At 68.9% G+C, this 14296-nt stretch carries 15 protein-coding genes; 12 read left to right on the forward strand and 3 right to left on the reverse strand.

The annotated features are described in order from the left end of the window. Window positions 1–38 precede the first annotated feature (38 nt). Entirely contained in the window at window positions 39–875 is an 837-nt protein-coding gene (locus tag KEC56_RS11305) for an aldo/keto reductase (protein WP_227531030.1), read from the forward strand. Window positions 876–951: 76 nt separating this feature from the next. Next, window positions 952–1518: an FMN reductase gene (msuE, locus tag KEC56_RS11310; protein WP_227531031.1), complete on the forward strand. Its 567-nt coding sequence runs from the start codon at window positions 952–954 to the stop codon at window positions 1516–1518. A gap of 63 nt (window positions 1519–1581) precedes the next feature. Here msuE and KEC56_RS11315 read toward each other — a convergent pair whose 3' ends face one another. Next, on the reverse strand, window positions 1582–2181 hold the full coding sequence (locus KEC56_RS11315; RefSeq protein ID WP_227531032.1) for an HAD family hydrolase: 600 nt from the start codon (window positions 2179–2181) through the stop codon (window positions 1582–1584). A 7-nt stretch (window positions 2182–2188) separates the two neighbouring features. After that, window positions 2189–3727, reverse strand: a complete 1539-nt coding sequence (locus KEC56_RS11320) for a dolichyl-phosphate-mannose--protein mannosyltransferase (RefSeq protein WP_227531033.1) — start codon at window positions 3725–3727, stop codon at window positions 2189–2191. Window positions 3728–3749: 22 nt separating this feature from the next. Between KEC56_RS11320 and rsmI the strand changes: the two genes are divergently transcribed. Together rsmI and KEC56_RS11330 are read left to right on the forward strand one after the other, a co-directional pair. After that, complete coding sequence (gene rsmI / locus KEC56_RS11325; RefSeq protein WP_227531034.1) at window positions 3750–4571, forward strand: 16S rRNA (cytidine(1402)-2'-O)-methyltransferase; 822 nt, start codon at window positions 3750–3752, stop codon at window positions 4569–4571. After that, window positions 4568–5179, forward strand: coding sequence for a class I SAM-dependent methyltransferase (locus tag KEC56_RS11330; RefSeq protein WP_227531035.1), 612 nt, complete (start codon window positions 4568–4570; stop codon window positions 5177–5179). The genes rsmI and KEC56_RS11330 overlap by 4 nt, the downstream gene beginning before the upstream one ends. Here KEC56_RS11330 and KEC56_RS11335 read toward each other — a convergent pair. Further along, entirely contained in the window at window positions 5173–5742 is a 570-nt protein-coding gene (locus KEC56_RS11335) for a hypothetical protein (protein WP_175985499.1), read from the reverse strand. The genes KEC56_RS11330 and KEC56_RS11335 overlap by 7 nt on opposite strands. A 107-nt stretch (window positions 5743–5849) precedes the next feature. Between KEC56_RS11335 and KEC56_RS11340 the strand changes: the two genes are divergently transcribed. The 8 genes from KEC56_RS11340 to KEC56_RS11375 all read left to right on the forward strand — a co-directional run bounded on the left by KEC56_RS11340 (window position 5850) and on the right by KEC56_RS11375 (window position 14255). Further along, window positions 5850–7058: a sensor histidine kinase gene (locus KEC56_RS11340; protein WP_175985500.1), complete on the forward strand. Its 1209-nt coding sequence runs from the start codon at window positions 5850–5852 to the stop codon at window positions 7056–7058. Then, window positions 7051–7731 carry a response regulator gene (locus tag KEC56_RS11345; RefSeq protein ID WP_227531036.1) on the forward strand — a complete coding sequence of 227 codons (681 nt, stop codon included), beginning with the start codon at window positions 7051–7053 and terminating at the stop codon, window positions 7729–7731. The genes KEC56_RS11340 and KEC56_RS11345 overlap by 8 nt, the downstream gene beginning before the upstream one ends. A 10-nt stretch (window positions 7732–7741) precedes the next feature. Continuing rightward, on the forward strand, window positions 7742–9319 hold the full coding sequence (gene metG, locus KEC56_RS11350; RefSeq protein ID WP_227531037.1) for a methionine--tRNA ligase: 1578 nt from the start codon (window positions 7742–7744) through the stop codon (window positions 9317–9319). Next, a complete protein-coding gene (locus KEC56_RS11355; RefSeq protein ID WP_227531038.1) occupies window positions 9316–10203 on the forward strand; it encodes a TatD family hydrolase in 888 nt (295 codons plus the stop codon). Before metG ends, KEC56_RS11355 begins: the two co-directional genes overlap by 4 nt. A 12-nt stretch (window positions 10204–10215) precedes the next feature. Next, on the forward strand, window positions 10216–11064 hold the full coding sequence (gene rsmA / locus KEC56_RS11360; protein WP_227531039.1) for a 16S rRNA (adenine(1518)-N(6)/adenine(1519)-N(6))-dimethyltransferase RsmA: 849 nt from the start codon (window positions 10216–10218) through the stop codon (window positions 11062–11064). Window positions 11065–11087: 23 nt separating this feature from the next. Then, window positions 11088–12155 (forward strand): aldo/keto reductase, encoded by a 1068-nt coding sequence (locus KEC56_RS11365; protein ID WP_227531040.1) that lies wholly within the window; start codon window positions 11088–11090, stop codon window positions 12153–12155. Window positions 12156–12162: 7 nt separating this feature from the next. Then, window positions 12163–13110 (forward strand): 4-(cytidine 5'-diphospho)-2-C-methyl-D-erythritol kinase, encoded by a 948-nt coding sequence (locus KEC56_RS11370; protein WP_227531041.1) that lies wholly within the window; start codon window positions 12163–12165, stop codon window positions 13108–13110. A gap of 131 nt (window positions 13111–13241) precedes the next feature. Continuing rightward, the gene (locus KEC56_RS11375; RefSeq protein ID WP_227531042.1) at window positions 13242–14255 is read left to right on the forward strand and encodes a LacI family DNA-binding transcriptional regulator; all 1014 of its coding nucleotides are present in this window, start codon (window positions 13242–13244) and stop codon (window positions 14253–14255) included. Window positions 14256–14296 lie beyond the last annotated feature (41 nt).

The following is a 14296-nucleotide window of genomic DNA, read 5'->3' on the forward strand; positions in this document are numbered from 1 at the left end:
CGGCCGAGCCTGTCATCACAGGTCGTAGGCTGGACGGCATGACGATTCCCCTCATCACTCTGAACGACGGTCACACGATCCCGCAGCTCGGCTACGGGGTGTTCAAGGTCGACCCGGCCGACACGGAGCGCACGGTCTCCGAGGCACTCGAGGTCGGCTATCGCCACATCGACACCGCCGCGATCTACGGCAACGAGGAAGGTGTGGGTGCCGCGATCGCGAAGAGCGGCATCGCCCGGGACGAGCTGTTCATCACGACGAAGCTGTGGAACGACCGCCACGACGGCGACGAGCCGAACGCCGCGATCGCCGAGAGCCTCGAGAAGCTCGGCCTCGAGCACGTCGACCTCTACCTCGTGCACTGGCCGACCCCGGCCAAGGACAACTACGTCCACGCGTTCGCGAAGCTCATCGAGCTGCGCGAACAGGGTCTGACCCGAAGCATCGGCGTCTCGAACTTCCTCGTGGAGCACCTCGAGCGCGTCGTGAAGGAGACCGGTGTCACCCCGGCTGTGGATCAGATCGAGTTGCACCCGGCGTACCAGCAGCGCGAGGTCACCGCGTGGGCCGCCGATCACGGCGTGCGCATCGAGGCGTGGGGCCCGCTCGGCCAGGGCAAGTACGACCTGTTCGGCACACCCGCCGTCGCCGATGCCGCAGCGGCGCACGAGAAGACCCCGGCGCAGATCGTGCTCGGCTGGCACCTGCAGAAGGGAAACATCGTCTTCCCGAAGTCGGTGCGGATCGAGCGTCTGCGCGAGAACCTCGACGTGTTCGACTTCACCCTGACGGACAGCGAGATCGCGGCGATCGACGCCCTCGACCCGCTGGACGGCTCGGGCCGCGTCGGAACCCACCCGAACGAGTTCAACTGAGACGACCTGTGTCGAACGATGACGCCCTGTGTCGCTCCGCGTGCCACAGGGCGTCGTCGTCGCTAACGTCGCCTCTATGACAGCTCCCTACCGCATCGTCGCCGTCTCCGGCTCGCTCCACGAGCCCAGCAAGACGACCGCGTTGCTGCGCGCGATCACGGATGCCGTCGCCGAGCGCGCAGACGCCGAGATCCAGCTGATCGAGCTCACCGAGATCGGGCCCTCGCTGGCCGGAGCCCTGCGGCGCGACCAGCTGCCTGCCCACATCGAGGAGCAGCTCGTCGCGATCGAGCAGGCCGATCTGCTGATCGTCGGAAGCCCGGTGTACCGCGCCTCGTTCACCGGACTGTTCAAGCACCTGTTCGACTTCATCGGCCAGTACGAGCTCGTCGGCAAGCCGGTGCTTCTTGCCGCGACGGGAGGCGGAGAGCGGCACGCGCTGATGATCGAGCACCAGCTGCGGCCGCTGTTCGCGTTCTTCCAGGCGCTCACGCTGCCCCTGGGCGTCTACGCCAGCAACACGGATTTCGACGGCTATCGGGTCGCCTCCGATGTGCTTGAGGCGCGCATCGCGCTCGCCGCGGATCGCGCCCTGCCGCTGGTGGGCTACGCGGCGACGCGCACGGTGGATGCCCTCGTCTGACGCCGGCATCCCGTCTGACGCCGGCACCCCGTCAGATGCGCACCCCGTCAGATGCGCACGCCGTCAGATGCGCACGCCGCGCGAGCGCAGGGCGTCCCGCAGGCCGGATGCCCCGCAGAAGTGGTGCGTCGGCATCCCGAGCCGCTCGGCACCCGTGAGCTTGCTCGGGGAGTCGTCGGTGAAGAAGACATCCCCCGCTGAGAGCTCGAGCGCGTCGAGCACATGCTGGAACGCCCGCGGGTCCGGCTTGGCGTAGCCGATCTCGGCCGAGTTGAAGATGCGATCGAAGTGCGGGGTCAGCCCGAGCGCGTCGATCTCGGACTTTACGGTGTCGGTGCCGTTCGTGAGGATCGCCGTGCGGTGCCCGGCGGCGCGCACGGCGTCGACGAGGCGGACCATCTCGTCGTCGACGATGCTCGGGGTCCGGGCCCACTCCGCTGCCGCCTGCTCATTGCCGACGTGCCGGCCGATCTGGTGGACCCACGTGGTGCGGGCGATGGCGCCGGTGACGACCGGGGTCAGCACATCGTCGGCGAAGGCGAAGCGCGCGATGGCTCCCGGATCGAGCCCGTGGCGGGCCTCGACGGCGGCGATGTGGTCGTCGGCGAAGTGCCGCATCACGCCGTCGAGATCGAAGAGCACCGCGCGAATCGTCGTCACCATGTCGCGATCACACCCACGTCGGCAGCCAGTTGTGCACGAGCCAGAACTCATACGGCACGCTCATGCCCGTCCACACCGGGTAGTAGAACGCCGACACCAGCACGACCACGACGAGGAACACCATCACCGTGCGCTCGCCGGCCTGCCGACGATGCAGTGGATCCTCACGGCGGCCGCCCATGTCCCGGAGGGCGAGTGTCAGGGCCAGGACCAGGAACGGCATCATCACCACCGTGTAGAACTGGAAGATCGTCCGCTCCGGGTACAGGAGCCACGGAACATACGTGATGGCGAGGCCGACGAGCGGCACGCCGTAGGTCCACGGCATCGGCCGGCGTTCGATGAGGCCGCGCACGAACCGGTAGAGCAGATAGGCCGCGGCGGCGACTCCGGCGTACCAGATCAGTGGATTCGGCACCGTGGAGATCACCGAGATGCAGTGGTCGGTGCCGCAGCTCTGGTCGTCGCCGGTCCACACCGCCGTCGGACGGATCAGGAAGGGCCACTGCCACGCCGGGCTGGCGTACGGATGCCCCGAGTTGAGGCCCACGTGAAACGCGTAGATCGCCTCGTGGTATTTCCACAGCGCGGTGAACGGGTTCGCATCGGACTGCCGGTCGTAGCCGCCGGCCGTCAGCAGCCATCCCGTCCATGATGCGAGATACGTGAGCGCGGCGGCGGGTACCAGCAGCAAGAACGTCACGGGGCCCTGGCGGGCCGCGGCATCCATCGGCCAGAAGGCGATCCCGGCGCGGCGGCGCGCGAGCGCATCCGTGACGACGAGGTAGATCCCGAAGCCGGCCAGTGCATACAGTCCCGACCACTTGACGGCGGTCGCGGCGCCGAGGGCGACACCGGCGGCGATGAGCCAGGGACGCCGCCAGATCACGGGGCCCCAGAGCGCGCTCTCGGAGTTCTCCACGAGTGGGATGCTCCGCCGCCGATCCAGCAGCACGAAGAGGAGCCCCAGCAGGATGAAGAAGGTCAGGATGCCGTCGAGCAGCCCGATCCGGCTCATCACGATGCTCAGCCCATCGATGGCGAGCAGGAGCCCGGCGACGCTCGCCGCGACGACGGAACGGGTGAGCTCCTTGGCTACGAGGTAGACCAGCAGCACGGTGGCCGTGCCGACCAGCGCGACCATCACTCGCCACGCAGCGCTGTTGCCGGCACCGAAGAGGCCCATGCCGAGGGCGATGATCCATTTGCCGAGCGGCGGATGCACGACGAAGCTGCCGGTCTCGGTCAGGGCGGTCGTGTCGCCGGTCAGGAACTGCTCGTTCGCGCCGTCGCCCCAGGTGCCCTCGTAGCCGAGCGTCCACAGTGACCAGGCGTCCTTGACGTAGTAGGTCTCGTCGAAGGCGAGGGTGTGCGGGTGGGCCAGGTTCGCGAGGCGCAGCACGGCCGCGAGCGCCGTGATCACGAGCGGCGCGAGCCACCGGATCATGCGACTCCAGTCCGGATCGACGAGAACGCGATCGCGCAGGCGCCCCCACGCCGTCAGGCGCTCGGCTGGAGGCGGGAGCAGAGGCACGGGTGCGGACACGCGACCAGCCTAAGCTGAACGGGTGATCATCCTCGCGGCGACTCCGATCGGCAACCTCGGCGATGCCTCCCGACGCCTGATCGAAGTGCTCGAGAACGCGACCGTCGTCGCTGCCGAGGACACCAGGACGACGGCCCATCTGCTGAAGGCGCTGCACATCGCGAACCGGCCGCGGCTGATCGCGCTGCACGACCACAACGAGAAGCACAAGGCCGCGGAGATCGTCGCGCTCGCCACCGACGAGGACGTCGTCGTCGTCAGCGATGCGGGGATGCCGGCGGTCAGCGACCCGGGGTACGGGCTGGTCGCCGAAGCCGTCGCGCAGGGCGTGACCGTGACGGCGATCCCCGGGCCGAGCGCCGTCATCATGGCCCTCGCGATCTCGGGGATGCCCACCGACCGTTTCACGTTCGAGGGATTCCTGCCGCGCAAGCCGGGGGATCGGCGGCGCGAGCTGCAGGCGCTCGCCGCCGAGTCCCGCACGATGATCTTCTTCGAGTCGCCGTCGCGTCTGGCCTCGTCTCTCGCCGACATGGGGGCGGTCTTCGGCGACGACCGCCGCATCGCGGTGTGCCGCGAACTCACCAAGATGTACGAAGAGGTGCGGCGCGGCACGGCATCCGAGCTGGCCTCGTGGGCAGAGGGCGGCGTGAAGGGCGAGATCGTCGTCGTCGTCGAGGGGGCGACGCCCGTCGTCGCATCCGCAGAGGATGCCGGCGTCCAGGTGCAGGCGCTCGTCGAGGGCGGCGTGCGGCTGAAGGATGCGTGCGCCGAGGTCGCCGCCGCCACCGGCCTCAGCTCCCGCGACCTCTACCAGCAGGCTCTCGCGTCACGGAAGCGATGACGCCGGCGTCGATCGGCGCGGCCTACAACGCACGCGCCGCGGAGTACGCCGAACTCGCCGGCGACGTCGAGCAGATGAATGCCGCAGACCGATCTCTGATCGCACAGTGGCGGGATGCCACGCCTGGTCGGCTGCTGGACGCGGGCTGCGGCCCGGGACTGTGGACCGATTTCCTCGACGGTGAGAACCGGGATGTCATCGGCCTCGACATCTCGGAAGAGCTTCTCGCCGCCGCGCGCAGCCGCCATCCGCACCTGCGCCTCGAGCAGGGCTCCTTTTATGCGCTTCCAGTCGCAGACGCATCGCTCGGCGGCATCCTCGCCTGGTACTCGCTGATCCACACACCGCCCGTCGAACTCCCCGCTGTGCTCGAGGAGTTCGCACGCGCGGTCGCTCCCGGCGGCTCCCTCCTCATCGGTTTCTTCGACGGGCCGCCGCGCCAGCCGTTCGCGCACGCGGTGACCGAGGCCTACTTCTGGTCAGTGGAAGCGCTCTCCGACCTTCTCGCGTGCGCCGGTTTCACGGTGTCGCACCAGGAGCGCCGCGAACGCGCACCCGATGAAGTCAGCATCCGCCCCCACGGCGCACTGATCGCGACTCGTCACTGACGGGCTCGCTCGCTCGCCATGGGGCCGCGCGCCACCTGCTTCACCGTCTCCCACACCGGCCATCCCACGAACCAGATGCCGGTGACCAGCCACACCCGCCAGATCCAGCTGACCAGTTCCGCAGTGCGTGCCGGATCGCCGACGAACCACGTGATCCCGCCGAGCACCAGCGAGGCGATGACCGCACAGAGCACCATCCGTCCCCAGTCCTTCCACTCGTGCGCCAGCCGCGCCGGGCCGTCCTGCGGCACCTTGATCGGTTCCGGACCTCCGGCGAACCGGTGCGCGAACCAGGCGTCGACCCGGGCGATGACCGTGTGCCCGAACGCGACGGTGAAGCCGAGGTACACGGCGCCCAGGCCGTGGGTGAAGTCGGCGGTCGCTCCCGCGACGCCCAGATCCCACGCGATCAGGATGAGCAGCGCGACGTCCAGGAGCGGCACGCACAGCAGCAGCACCGAGGAAAGCCGCTTCAGGCGCAGCAGATACCGGGCGGCGAGGCCGCCGAACAGGACGACCCAGAAGCCGATTTCGCACGCGAGGATGGCGATGACGATGTTCATGCTTCTCACAGTGGAACGGTTCGGGGCCACGCGGATCCTGCGATCGGCGCCGTCGCCTCCTCCGATCGCAGGAGGCGGCTCAAGAGCGATTCGGGCAGGATGAGGGCATGGCGTGGTCTCGGCTCAGGGCGGTGGTGGAGGGCCTGAACACCCACCCGCGCAGCCGGGATGCTCTGGCCGCCGTCGCGTACCTGCTGTTCGGGATCCTGCTGCTGCACTTCGGCGTCTACGGCATCTGGGGGCCGGCTACCGCGATGCCGTCGAGCGGACTGTGGAGCGCCGAGACCGCGTTCCTCGTGCTGCTGATCCTGATGTCGGCGCTGGCGACAGCGCGCTCCACGCACCCGTTCCTCGTCCTCGGTGTGGGCGTCCCGCTGCTCGCCGCCGACCTGATCATCGGCAGCAGCCTGGGCGTGGTCCTGCTGTTCGCCGACTTCGTCTATTGCGCGTTCCGCTACGGCGGAGATCGCGGAGTCCGCGTCGTCCTGGCGGCCATCATCGCCTCGTGCGCCATCACGACGCTGGCGCTGCTGCTCTGGCCGTCGGTCGACGCGGGGGCGGTGACGCTCGCCATGCAACTCGCTCTCATCGTGCTCATCGCGGCGCTGTGGGGATGGAACGTGCGCAGCGAGCGGCAGCGCACCCGAGCGGCCATGACCGATGACCACCGGCAGGCCACGCAACGGCTGCGGCAGGAGATCGCCCACGACCTGCATGACCTCGTCGCCAACCAGATCGCCGTGGCCGGTCTGAACATAGAAGCCGCCCGGCTGCGCATTGCGCAGATGTCCGAGCCGTCCGACGAGATCGATGAGAGCCTCGCACAGGCCGCCCTCGGCACCGACGAGGCGCACAGTCAGCTGCGGCGGCTCATCGCCGTGCTCACGACCGTCGACGATTTGAGCCCGGATACGGCGACGGTCCCGGGCGATGGTCAACTGGACACGCTTGTTCCCGTCGGCCGCGCTCTCGTGCGACGCGGGGCCGGCGTCCACGAGATCCTCGACCGCGCTCCCCGAGCAGCCGGCATCGTGATGCGGGTGCTGCGGGAGCTGGTCATCAACGCCGTCAAGCACGGTGAGGGCGACGTCATCCTCACGACCAAGGCGGACGACTCTGGTGGAGTGCGGGTACAGGTGACCAACCGGATCCTGGCCCCGGACCGGGTCACCCCGTCCGCCCGCGCAGGAAGCGGCATCGGCATCACCGGGGCCGCGCTGCTGTTGAACGGCATCGACGGGCACCTCGAATCAGCCGCGACGAGCGACGGGCCATGGCACGCGACGATCACCATCCGGAAGGAACATCTTGTCTGACCGCATCCGCGTCATGATCGTCGACGACCACGAGGCGGTCCGCAGCGGCGTGGGCGCCATCCTGCGGGTGGATCCCTCGATCGAGATCGCAGGAGAGGCGGAGAACGGCTTCGACGCCGTCGCCCTGTGCCTGCGCACACAGCCGGACGTCGCTCTGGTCGATCTCCGCATGCCCGATACCGACGGCATCTGGGCGACCGAGCGGATCACCGCGCAGACTGCCACGCGCGTCCTCGTGCTCACGACGTTCGACTCCGACGACCTCATCGCCGCAGCGCTGGCGGCCGGGGCGCACGGATATCTCCTCAAGACCACCCGTGGGCCGGAGCTGATCCAGGCTGTGCACCACGTCGCCGCCGATCGACATGTCATCGACCCGGCAGTCGCCGGCAGCCTCATCGCGCAACTGAATGAGCGCCAGGACACCCGGCCCGCCACGCCCCTGCCCGAGCTCACGGGACGCGAGGCCGACGTGCTCGGCCTCCTCGCCGAGGGACTGACCAACCAGCAGATCGCCGACCGTCTCGGCATCGGCATCACCACGGTCAAAACGCACGTCGGCGCTCTGTACGACAAGACCGGTGCGACCTCCCGCGTGCAGCTCGGGCGTCTGGGGGAGCGGAGCATCGACCTTCCACGACACAGGAATGGCCGACCCGCGCATCCCGCCTAGAATTGACCGCATGCCCACAGGCGAATCGTTTTACATCACCACGCCCATCTACTACCCGTCCGATGTGCCGCACATCGGCCACGGGTACACGTCGGTGGCGGTCGACACGCTCGCGCGCTGGCACCGCCAGTCGGGTGATGACACCTGGATGCTGACGGGCACCGACGAGCACGGCCAGAAGATGCTCCGTGCCGCCGCAGCGAACGGCGTCACCCCGCAGCAGTGGGTCGACAAGCTCGTGTCCGAGAGCTGGTTCCCGCTGCTGAAGACGCTCGACGTCGCGAATGACGACTTCATCCGCACTACGCAGGAACGGCACGAGAAGAACGTGCAGGTGTTCTTCCAGCGGCTCTACGACGCGGGCTACATCTACGCCGGCGAATACGAGGCGCTGTACTGCGTCGGCTGCGAGGAGTTCAAGCCCGAGTCCGAGATCGTCGATGGCACCGGGCCGTTCGAGGGGCTCAAGGTCTGTGCGATCCACTCCAAGCCGCTCGAGCTCCTGCAGGAGAAGAACTACTTCTTCAAGCTCAGCGAGTTCCAGGACCGCCTTCTCGAGCTCTACAAGTCAGAACCCGACTTCGTGCGCCCGCACTCGGCCCGCAACGAGGTCGTCTCGTTCGTCAGCCAGGGTCTGAAGGATCTGTCCATCTCGCGTTCGACCTTCGACTGGGGCATCCCGCTGCCCTGGGACGAGTCGCACGTCATCTACGTGTGGGTCGACGCGCTCCTCAATTACGCCACCGCCGTCGGTTACGGCTCCGACGAGGAGACCTTCGCCCGCCGCTGGCCCGCCTACCACGTGGTCGGCAAGGACATCCTGCGCTTCCACGCCGTTATCTGGCCCGCGCTGCTCATGGCGGCGGGCGTCGACGTACCCAAGGGCGTCTTCGCGCACGGCTGGCTGCTCGTCGGCGGCGAGAAGATGTCGAAGTCGAAGCTCACCGGCATCGCGCCGACCGAGATCACCGATGTCTTCGGGTCGGATGCGTACCGGTTCTACTTCCTCTCGGCGATCGCGTTCGGACAGGACGGATCGTTCTCGTGGGAGGACCTCTCCGCCCGCTACCAGGCCGAGCTCGCCAACGGCTTCGGCAACCTCGCCTCGCGCACGATCGCGATGATCGAGAAGTACTTCGACGGCACGGTCCCCGAGCCCGCCGAGTACGCCGAGCAGGACCTCGCGATCCAGAAGATCGTGGCGGATGCCGCGCGGGCTGCAGATGCCGCGATCGAGCAGTTCCGCATCGACGAGGCGATCCGCTCGATCTGGACCATCGTCGACGAACTCAACGGCTACATCACCGACAACGAGCCGTGGGCACTCGCCCGCGACGAGGCTCAGCGCGGACGCCTCGGCACCGTGCTGTACACGTGCGCCGAGGGCCTGCGGGCGCTCGCCGCGCTGCTCTCGCCGGTCATGCCGCAGTCGACGCAGAAGCTGTGGTCGGCACTCGGCGCCGCCGAGACGCTCGGCGCTCTGCAGGAGCAGCCGCTCCGCGAGGCCGGCGCCTGGGGGGCGCTGCGACCGGGCACGAAGGTGCAGAACCTCGCACCCCTCTTCCCCCGCGTGGAGCAGCCGGCTTGACGGACAACCCGAGCCAATACGTTCGTGAGCGGGCGACCGGGGGCCGCAAGGACCTCCGGTACCCGCCCGCTCCCGAACCTCTCACGGTGCCCGTCTACGACAACCACGCCCACCTCGAGATCGCGGACGGCGACGACCCGCTCACGCTCGCCGAGCAGCTCGACCGGGCAGAGGCCGTCGGCATCCTCGGCGTCGTGCAGGCCTCCGGCGACGTCGAGTCGTCCCGCTGGGCGGTGGATGCCGCATCCGCCGACCCCCGCGTCCTCGCAGCCGTGGCGATCCACCCGAACGATGCTCCGGTCTACGCAGAAGCGGGGCGGCTCGATGAGGCCATCGCGGTGATCGACGAGCTCGCCGCGCACCCGCGGGTGCGGGCGATCGGCGAGACGGGCCTGGACTTCTTCCGCACCGGCCCGGAGGGCCGGGACGCGCAGTTCGAATCCTTCGAGGCGCACATCGCGCTGGCCAGGAAGCACGGCATCGCAATGCAGATCCACGACCGGGACGCGCATGACGAGGTTCTCGAGACGCTCGCGCGCGTCGGCGCCCCGGAGCGCACGGTATTCCACTGCTTCTCGGGCGGCGACGTCATGGCGCGCACCTGCGCGGATGCCGGCTATCACCTGTCCTTCGCGGGCAACGTGACATTCAAGAATGCGCAGAACCTGCGCGATGCGCTGAAGGTCACCCCGCTCGATCGCATCCTCGTCGAGACGGATGCCCCGTTCCTGACCCCGACGCCGCTGCGCGGCCGCCCGAACGCGCCGTACCTCGTTCCGATCACGCTGCGGTTCATGGCCGCCGAACTCGACCTGCCCGTCGAAGAGCTGGCGGCGCAGATCGCCGAGAACACGGTGCGCGTCTACGGTTCGTTCACCGACTGAGACAATGGCAGGATGACCGTGACACTGCTCGGCGCGACCGAGATCCGCCGCCTCGCCGCCGAGCTCGACGTCACCCCCACCAAGAAGCTCGGCCAGAACTTCGTCGTCGACGCCAACACCGTGCGCAAGATCGTGCATGTCGGCGGCGTGCAGGCGGGGGAACGCGTGGTGGAGGTCGGTCCGGGCCTGGGGTCGCTGACGCTGGCGATCCTCGAGACCGGAGCATCCGTCACGGCCGTCGAGATCGACCACCGCCTCGCCGCGCGCCTGCCGCGGACCGCGGCCGACCACGGCGTCCCCGACGACGCACTCACCGTGATCGATGCCGACGCGCTTCGGGTTACCGAGCTCCCGGGCAACCCGACCGTCCTCGTCGCCAACCTGCCGTACAACGTCTCGGTGCCGGTCCTCCTGCACTTCATGGAGTCCTTCGACAGCATCCGCCGGGGCGTCGTCATGGTGCAGGCCGAGGTGGGGGAGCGGCTGGCAGCGCCTCCTGGCAGCAAGGTGTACGGCGCGCCGAGCGTCAAGGCCGCCTGGTACGGATCGTGGCGGCTCGCCGGCCTCGTCTCCCGACAGGTGTTCTGGCCGGTCCCGAACGTCGACAGCGTGCTGGTGGCCTTCGAGCGCGATGACCAGCCCCGCGGCGACGAAGCGCTGCGTCAAGCGACGTTCCAGATCGTGGATGCCGCTTTCCAGCAGCGGCGCAAGATGCTCAGGCAGGCTCTCGCGACGGTTCTCGGCGGATCGGCCGCCGAAGCGTCGGCGGTTCTCGAGCGGGCCGGGGTCGCACCGACCGCGCGAGGCGAGCAGTTGACGATCTCGGACTTCGTGCGGATCGCCCTCGCGCTTCAGGGCTGACGCTTCGGGACTAACCTGGTTGCGTGACCGATTCGCCGCGCTACCGCTCCGACGTGCCAGACATCCATCGTCCCTATGCGGCGGACGCCGCGCGCTATGAGCAGTTCGAGTACCGCCAGGTGGGCTCGTCGGGGCTCTTCCTGCCGCCGGTCTCACTCGGCCTGTGGTGGAACTTCGGCGATAACATCCCCCTCGACAACCAGCGCGCGCTTCTCCGCCACGCGTTCGATCGCGGCATCACCCACTTCGACCTGGCGAACAACTACGGCCCCCCGCACGGTTCGGCCGAGAAGAACTTCGGCCGGATCTACAGCGAAGACCTCCGCCCCTACCGCGACGAGCTGATCATCTCGTCGAAGGCCGGGTGGGACATGTGGCCGGGGCCGTACGGCGACCTCGGCAGCCGCAAGTACATCCTGGCCAGCGCCGAGCGGTCGCTCGCGAGCATGAACCTCGACTACGTCGACATCTTCTATTCGCACCGGGTCGACCCGGTCACCCCGATCGAGGAGACGATCGGCGCGTTGGACACCCTGGTCCGGCAGGGCAAAGCGCTCTACGTCGGCATCTCCTCGTACAGCGCGGAGCGCACGGCCCAGGCTCTCGCGGTCGCCCGCGACCTTGGCACGCCGCTCGTGATCCACCAGCCCTCGTACTCGATCCTCAATCGGTGGATCGAGCCGGAGCTCACCGACACGCTGCGCTCCGAAGGGCTCGGCGCCATCGCCTTCACCCCGCTCGCGCAGGGCCTGCTGACCGACAAGTACCTCGGCGACGGCACCGCGCAGCGCGCGCAGAAGCGCGGATCCCTGCCCGACGGCAGGCTCTCCGACGAGGCACTCGGGGTGCTGCGCTCGCTGAACGAGATCGCACAGGAGCGCGATCAGACCCTCGCGCAGATGGCTCTGCAGTGGACGCTGCGCGACCCCGTGGTCGCCTCCGCGCTGATCGGCGCATCGCGCCGGGCGCAGCTCGATGAGAACATCGCGGCGGTCGGTGGCCCGGCGTTCAGCGTCGAGCAGCTCGAGCGCATCGATGCCCTCGCCGGCAGCATCGACGTCAACCTGTGGGCCGTGTCCTCGTCGCTGTGAGCGGATCATGAGCATCGCCCAGTCTCCCGCTTCCGTCCACGTACGGGCCCCGGGGAAGATCAACGTCTACCTCGGCGTCGGTGGGCGGCACGAGGACGGCTACCACGCCCTGGCGACGGTGTTCCAGGCCGTGTCGCTGTACGAGGACGTGATCGCCACGGCCGCAGACGACTTCAGCCTGAGCATCGCGGGGTCGAGCGGTGCCGGTGACGGCGGGCCGAGCGATGTGCCCGTCGACGATCGGAACCTCGCGATGCGCGCCGCGAAGCTGCTCGCTGGCGCGACGGGGTTCGCTGGCGGCGTGCACCTGGAGCTGCGCAAGAGCGTGCCCGTCGCAGGAGGCATGGGCGGTGGGTCGGCGGATGCCGCCGCCGCTCTCGTCGCGTGCGACGCGCTGTGGGGCACCGGGCTGTCCACGCAGCGGCTGCATGAACTCGCCGCCCGCCTCGGCGCCGACGTGCCGTTCGCGCTGCACGGGGGGACGGCCGTCGGGACGGGTCGCGGCGACCATCTCAATCCCGCTCTCGCACGAGGGCGGTTCGACTGGGTTCTCGTCACGAGCGAGCACGGTCTGTCCACACCGGAGGTATACGCGCGCCTCGACTCCCACCGCGCCGAGAGCGGCGCCCTCGCGGATGATCCGCCGCTTTCGCTGGATGTTCCCATCCCCGTGCTGCAGGCGCTGCGCTCGGGGGACCCCCATTCGCTGGCGGCGTCGATGTTCAACGATCTCGAGGTCTCGGCGCTCCTCCAGTGCCCGGCCCTGGATGACATCATCAGCGAAGGGCTGCGTGCAGGGGCGCTCAGCGGCATCGTCTCGGGTTCCGGACCCACGATCGCGTTCCTCTGCGAGAACCCGGAGAGCGCGCAGTACGTCCAGACCCAGTTGCAGGACGCTGGGCGCTCGGCGCTGCACGTGCACGGTCCTGTGCCCGGGGCGCGCATCATGTCTTGACGCACACCGGCGCGTCGTGCCGCGAATCGTGGCGAACGGACAACCGGAGTGCGCCGACATGTGCGCTCGTTGTGCGCTCGGGACATAATGGGTTGAGAATGTGACCGTGCACACGCAAGGGAGGCGATGCCATGGCGGCCTCCCGCGAGCGTGCACGCGTCCCCAGCATCCGCGATGTCGCGCGTCTGGCCGGAGTCTCGCACCAGACCGTCTCCCGGGTGCTCAACGATCATCCGAGCATCCGCCCCGAGACGCGCAAGCGCGTGGAGGACGCGATCGCGGTTCTCGACTACAAGCCGAACCTCGCGGCCAGAGCGCTCGTGACGAGCAGGACGCACACGATCGGTGTGCTGTCGGCCACGATCGGCGAGTTCGGACCCACATCGTCGATCGCGAGCATCGAGGATGCCGCGAGGGTCGAAGGCTACTCGGTCACCACCGTCAACCTCCCGGAGACGACCCCGGAGGCCATCGGCGACGCGATCCGCCAGCTCGGGCGCGAGCAGGTCAGCGGCATCGTCGCGCTCGCTCCGCAGGTGCGGGTGTTCAACGTCCTGCGCGGCATGGCCGTCGGGGTGCCGCTGGTGAGCCTGCAGACCGCGTCGGGGTCCGACGGCTACACGCTCTCGGCCGACCAGGTGGCCGGTGCGCGCGCGGTCACGGAGCACCTGATCGAGGTCGGCCACACCGACATCCTGCATCTGGCGGGCCCGCAGGACTGGATCGAGGCGGAATCGCGCATGCGCGGATATCTCGATGCGCTGCGTGAGGCCGACCTTCCGACGTTCCCGCCCATCCGCGGCGACTGGACGGCCGACTTCGGCTACTTCGCGGGGCAGGAGCTCGCCAGGCGGCGCGACTTCACGGCGGTCTTCGCCGCGAACGACCTCATGGCGATCGGGCTGATGCACGGATTCCGGGATGCGGGGATCGATGTGCCCCGCGAGGTCAGCGTGGTCGGCTTCGACGACATTCCCATCGCGGCACATGTCTGGCCGCCGCTGACGACCGTGCACCAGGACTTCCCGACGCTGGGCCGCCGCGCGGTGGAGATCCTGCTCGCCGAGATCCGTGGCGAGCAGACGCCGAAGTTCGGGCCGGCTGTGCCTCAGCTGCGGTTGCGCTCGTCGAGCGCGTCGCGATAGCGACACGAAATCCGGCCCCCACTTGACACCGGGGGCGGGTG

The sequence above is a fragment of the Microbacterium tenebrionis genome (assembly GCF_020682665.1).
Lineage (GTDB): Bacteria > Actinomycetota > Actinomycetes > Actinomycetales > Microbacteriaceae > Microbacterium > Microbacterium tenebrionis.

Excerpts from the sequence above, each read along its gene's own strand:
- KEC56_RS11305 (WP_227531030.1), top strand. The coding sequence starts at position 39 with ATGACGATTCCCCTCATCACTCTGAACGACGGTCACACGATCCCGCAG.
- msuE (WP_227531031.1), top strand. The coding sequence starts at position 952 with ATGACAGCTCCCTACCGCATCGTCGCCGTCTCCGGCTCGCTCCACGAG.
- KEC56_RS11315 (WP_227531032.1), bottom strand. The coding sequence starts at position 2,181 with ATGGTGACGACGATTCGCGCGGTGCTCTTCGATCTCGACGGCGTGATG.
- KEC56_RS11330 (WP_227531035.1), top strand. The coding sequence starts at position 4,568 with ATGACGCCGGCGTCGATCGGCGCGGCCTACAACGCACGCGCCGCGGAG.
- KEC56_RS11335 (WP_175985499.1), bottom strand. The coding sequence starts at position 5,742 with ATGAACATCGTCATCGCCATCCTCGCGTGCGAAATCGGCTTCTGGGTC.
- KEC56_RS11340 (WP_175985500.1), top strand. The coding sequence starts at position 5,850 with ATGGCGTGGTCTCGGCTCAGGGCGGTGGTGGAGGGCCTGAACACCCAC.
- metG (WP_227531037.1), top strand. The coding sequence starts at position 7,742 with ATGCCCACAGGCGAATCGTTTTACATCACCACGCCCATCTACTACCCG.
- rsmA (WP_227531039.1), top strand. The coding sequence starts at position 10,216 with ATGACCGTGACACTGCTCGGCGCGACCGAGATCCGCCGCCTCGCCGCC.
- KEC56_RS11370 (WP_227531041.1), top strand. The coding sequence starts at position 12,163 with ATGAGCATCGCCCAGTCTCCCGCTTCCGTCCACGTACGGGCCCCGGGG.
- KEC56_RS11375 (WP_227531042.1), top strand. The coding sequence starts at position 13,242 with ATGGCGGCCTCCCGCGAGCGTGCACGCGTCCCCAGCATCCGCGATGTC.